Below are 3,903 nucleotides of genomic sequence, written 5' to 3'. Positions count from 1 at the left end.
ATCCGAAAACTAAACCGTATATACGCTACATATGGTGTGTTTCCACCGTGAAACATTTTGTTCCACGGGATCAATAGGCTCGCTCCCTGAGCGGAGTATCCTGCGGATACGCTGGCGAAGGGAGCGGAGTGTGTCGGTCGGTGAGCGGTTGTCTCTGCATGAAATTGACCGCATTACTATATTAGTGTATAGTAATACTTATCACTCTTGGAGGTATGCGTGTTATGCTGATTTGCTCAAATTGCCACAAGGAAAATCAAGATGATTCCAAATTTTGTCAGGAATGTGGTTGCTCGCTGGAAGTACAAAGTAATATCGTTAAGGTCGGCAAACCAACCGGCGTCAGTAAATTTACGCCGTTGAGCCGCGAGGAACGTTTTCGCCGCGCCAAAATTGCCGCGTTGAAAGCGCTCAAAAATGCCGAAGCGGCGGAAGCCGCGCCGCAGGGAGTTGTCGTCATCGGCAAAAAGATTTTATAATTTTATAATCAAGCAGACCGACAGGGGGAATGGTGAATTTTTGGCCAAAAATTAGCGGATTTTTTTGCCTGCTGTTCACGTTCGCTCTGGCTTCGTTTCCAGTCGATCTTCTGGACAAAACTTCCGGCCTGTCCGTTTTGAGCTGCGGCGGGGCCGGCGCGGCGCGCGCTGGCGGAGTCGGCGCGGCTTACTGGAATCCGGCGGCGCTGGCCTTTGCCGGCAAAAGCGGTTTTGATCTGACCTATTACCAAAAGCTGGGTTTTGTCAATCATTCCTCGCTGGACGCGGTGCTGCTGCTCGGCGGCGATATTTTGCCGCTCGGTTTCAATCTAGTGCAGGAAGGCATCAACAGCATTCCGCGCACCAGCTCGGTCGGCGGCCTGCCCGTGGAAGAAGGTGTTTTTGCTGACGAGTACCGCTTTGTCAATTTCTCCACAGCTTTTCGCCTCGATCACGGTTTGTTCGGCGGCGTTAATTACAAGATTATTTCCCGCGCTATCGACAAATATCATGCCGAAGGTTTTGCCGTCGATTTAGGGTTAATGCAGATCATGAATCAAGACCTGACGCTGGGCGCGGCTTTTCGTAATGTTTTTTCCGGGCTGGATTGGAGCACCGGCCTGCAGGAATATCTGGCGCGCAAATTAACCGCCGGCGCGGCTTACCATTTGCGCCTGTCCGATTTTGAAAATTATCTGTACGCTGATCTGGATATTTACAGCGAGGAAGAGCGCGGCTGGGCGCTCGGTTTGGAATCCTGGCTGCTGCAAAATATTTTTTGTCTGCGCGGCGGCTACAACAGCAACGAGGAATTTACGCTCGGCACGGGGCTGCGCTATAACGATTTTCACTGTGATCTGGCTCTGCTCTTCAATCCGACCAAAGTGGAAATAGACAATTCGTTTTTGTTCGGGCTGGGACTCGATTTTCAGCTTCCGCAAAACTCCGCGGTGCGCACGGCCGGCAACGCTGATTTTCAGCCGGAGATCAATGTGCTCCGCAAGCGCATCGTCGTCAGCGCTCTACAGCCGGAAAAAATTCAAGAGATCGCTGTGCTCGACCCCGCGGACAAAGTGACCTCCCTGCCCGTCCGTCAAACTATCGAGATCCCGGCGCCAGCCACCGGCAATTACACGATTTTCTTTCAGCTCAAAAACGAAAAGATCTTCAAACAAACCATTATTGTCGAATAAATTCGAGAGTGTAAATTCCGCTGTCAGTAAAAAACAGCCTGCTCCGGCAGTTGGCATAAATCTTGCAGTATTACCTATATAAGACTTGGCAAAAATGTTGGGAGTTTTTGTAAGGGAGGTGTGTTATGCAAAAAGACCCTTTGCTGCTTAAAGCTAAAATTCGCGGCGGAGAAAAGCTTTATTTACTGGGCTTGCTCAAAAAGCAGCTCAAAAATCAGAATTAACGCCTGCTTTTTTTGGCTGGACGGGACGCTTTTTTCCGTCCGGCCCGGCGGCGGCGTGATCTGCTCCTGTCCGGCAAATCAAATTCCTCGGCAAAAGCGCCCTCGACATCCACGCCGAGATCGACATTTTCGGAGTTTTTCAGCAGCGCTTTGTAGCGGTCTAAAATTTGCGCCAGTTTGCGCGAGTACCAGTTTTCCAAAATATATTTGGAGAAAATCGGCAGCCGCCGCTGCAAACCCAAGCCCTGTTTTTTCAAAGCTTTTTTCAGCGTGCCCAGCAGCTTGTCATGATCCTGACCGTTTTTCTTTTCTTCCACCAGATCATAAGAGCCGATATCCCGCACGCCCGCTTTGATAAAATCCAAAATATTTTCATTATCCGCGCCAGGCACGGTGATCTGAATATCACGCGGCAGGATCCGCCGCGCCAAATCCAGCGTTTTGAGCATTTCATTTTTGCTGACCAGATTTTTAATTTCCACTTTGCCGTTGTTGATCGGCTGATAATTCTGCAGAATAACATTTTGAATATTGCCATACTCCGCGTGCAGAGCTTTGATAATTTCCAGCGCTTCACGGCGGCTTCTTTCCGATTCACCAAGGCCGACCAAAATACCGGTGGTCACCGGCACCTTGCCGAGTCCGGCATAAGAGATCGTTTCCACGCGCGACTGCAAAGTTTTACGCGGCGAATATTTTTCCAAAATTTTTTCATCGGCGCAGTCCAGCATCATGTAAACCGACGCCACAATCCGGCGGATGCCGTTCCAGGCGCTTTCCGCGTTGCGCAGCATTTCATCTTTGGCAATGTAACCGATATTCAACGAGGGCAGCAGGCCTTCCAAAAAAGCCAGCTCGCAGACCGTGTACACATACTCGATATACGAATTGAAGCCCCAGAGATCGAGCCGCGCGCGCACCGCGGAAAAATTATCCGGCCGCTCGCCGGCCATAAAAACCACTTCTTTGACGCCGGCTTTTTTGGCCTGCACGCAATGCTTGATCGTCGAGTACGGCACAGCCAGTTCAAAGGCCGCCTGATCCGCGTTGTTCACGGGAAAATCGCAGTAATCACACAAGCTGGAGCAAATTCGGGAAAGATTGACCGTAGTCGAACGTGAATAGGTGACGATATTTTTATCCATAAAACTCCTAAAAATTATTTTAAGCGAATAAAGATTATCTGAAGCACAGCCGTCTAATGATCCGGAAAAACATCAGCACCGCGGCAAAGACCAAGCCGCAAACCGCCGCGCCCTGTTTGTCCAGCACGGTTTTCACATCGCCGTCGATATTGTCCGAGATCGTGATCAGCGAACGCACCGAGCTGGTCTTAAGATTCCTGGCTACAACCACCGCGTTGCCGCAGTTGGTCTGGCTGACATTCTGCGCCTTGAGAAATCCGATGCCGGAGTGATCGATGTCCGCGCGACCGGCATTGATCGAGCTGACGCCGGATTGCGAGCAGCTTACCATTTCCGCATAGATCGTTTCCGCCGCTTGACGGTTGACCTTTTCCTCTTTTTGCGGGCTTTTTTTGCCGCTTTCGCTCATTTTCCGCCCTTTCTTTAAACATAAAATTCTGACAAAAGGCAGGTTATTTTAGCTTATTCGGGTGCATTATGTCAATTTTTTGTTGATTTTCAGCATATTTAAGCCGTTTTATACCGAAGCAGCCTATCCTTTGATCCCCAGTTTGGCGATCAAGGCGTTATAACCGGCCAGATCTTTGGACTTGAAATAACGCAACAAGCGGCGGCGTTTGCCAACCATGAGCAACAAACCGCGGCGGGAATGAAAGTCATTTTTGTTGATCTTGAGATGCTCGACCAGATTGTTGATAGACGCGGTCAGCAAAGCGATCTGCACTGGCGTCGAACCGGTGTCTTTGGCGCCGATCTTAAATTCTGTAATAACTTCCGTTTTATTTTTAACTGCCATACGCTCTCCTGTTCTCCAAAAGGGGCTAAAATTTTAGCACTCTTTTCGTTTTTTGTCATGCCTGAT

The 3,903-nt window shown here is 49.7% G+C and carries 5 protein-coding genes; 2 read left to right on the top strand and 3 right to left on the bottom strand.

Annotated features, from left to right (window positions below; genetic code table 11):
- Positions 1-224: 224 nt before the first annotated feature.
- Both LBJ25_01005 and LBJ25_01000 read left to right on the top strand, forming a co-directional pair.
- Positions 225-479 carry a zinc-ribbon domain-containing protein gene (locus LBJ25_01005; protein ID MDR1452543.1) on the top strand — a complete coding sequence of 85 codons (255 nt, stop codon included), beginning with the start codon at positions 225-227 and terminating at the stop codon, positions 477-479.
- A 29-nt stretch (positions 480-508) separates the two neighbouring features.
- Positions 509-1,672 (top strand): hypothetical protein, encoded by a 1,164-nt coding sequence (locus LBJ25_01000; GenBank protein ID MDR1452542.1) that lies wholly within the window; start codon positions 509-511, stop codon positions 1,670-1,672.
- Between the two features lie 220 nt (positions 1,673-1,892).
- Here LBJ25_01000 and cofG read toward each other — a convergent pair whose 3' ends face one another.
- The 3 genes from cofG to rpsO all read right to left on the bottom strand — a co-directional run bounded on the left by cofG (position 1,893) and on the right by rpsO (position 3,837).
- Positions 1,893-3,041 carry a 7,8-didemethyl-8-hydroxy-5-deazariboflavin synthase subunit CofG gene (cofG, locus tag LBJ25_00995; GenBank protein ID MDR1452541.1) on the bottom strand — a complete coding sequence of 383 codons (1,149 nt, stop codon included), beginning with the start codon at positions 3,039-3,041 and terminating at the stop codon, positions 1,893-1,895.
- A 34-nt stretch (positions 3,042-3,075) separates the two neighbouring features.
- Positions 3,076-3,450 carry a hypothetical protein gene (locus tag LBJ25_00990; protein MDR1452540.1) on the bottom strand — a complete coding sequence of 125 codons (375 nt, stop codon included), beginning with the start codon at positions 3,448-3,450 and terminating at the stop codon, positions 3,076-3,078.
- A gap of 123 nt (positions 3,451-3,573) precedes the next feature.
- Positions 3,574-3,837 carry a 30S ribosomal protein S15 gene (rpsO, locus tag LBJ25_00985; GenBank protein ID MDR1452539.1) on the bottom strand — a complete coding sequence of 88 codons (264 nt, stop codon included), beginning with the start codon at positions 3,835-3,837 and terminating at the stop codon, positions 3,574-3,576.
- Positions 3,838-3,903 lie beyond the last annotated feature (66 nt).

It is taken from the genome of Candidatus Margulisiibacteriota bacterium (assembly GCA_031268855.1).
Classification (GTDB): Bacteria; Margulisbacteria; Termititenacia; order Termititenacales; family Termititenacaceae; genus Termititenax.
The sequence above is the reverse complement of the archived record's forward strand: the minus strand, read 5'-3'. Positions and strand labels throughout refer to the sequence as shown.

What these genes read in the sequence shown, in the direction of transcription:
- rpsO (MDR1452539.1), bottom strand. Translation starts at nt 3,837, where the DNA reads ATGGCAGTTAAAAATAAAACGGAAGTTATTACAGAATTTAAGATCGGC.
- LBJ25_01005 (MDR1452543.1), top strand. Translation starts at nt 225, where the DNA reads ATGCTGATTTGCTCAAATTGCCACAAGGAAAATCAAGATGATTCCAAA.
- LBJ25_00990 (MDR1452540.1), bottom strand. Translation starts at nt 3,450, where the DNA reads ATGAGCGAAAGCGGCAAAAAAAGCCCGCAAAAAGAGGAAAAGGTCAAC.
- cofG (MDR1452541.1), bottom strand. Translation starts at nt 3,041, where the DNA reads ATGGATAAAAATATCGTCACCTATTCACGTTCGACTACGGTCAATCTT.
- LBJ25_01000 (MDR1452542.1), top strand. Translation starts at nt 509, where the DNA reads ATGGTGAATTTTTGGCCAAAAATTAGCGGATTTTTTTGCCTGCTGTTC.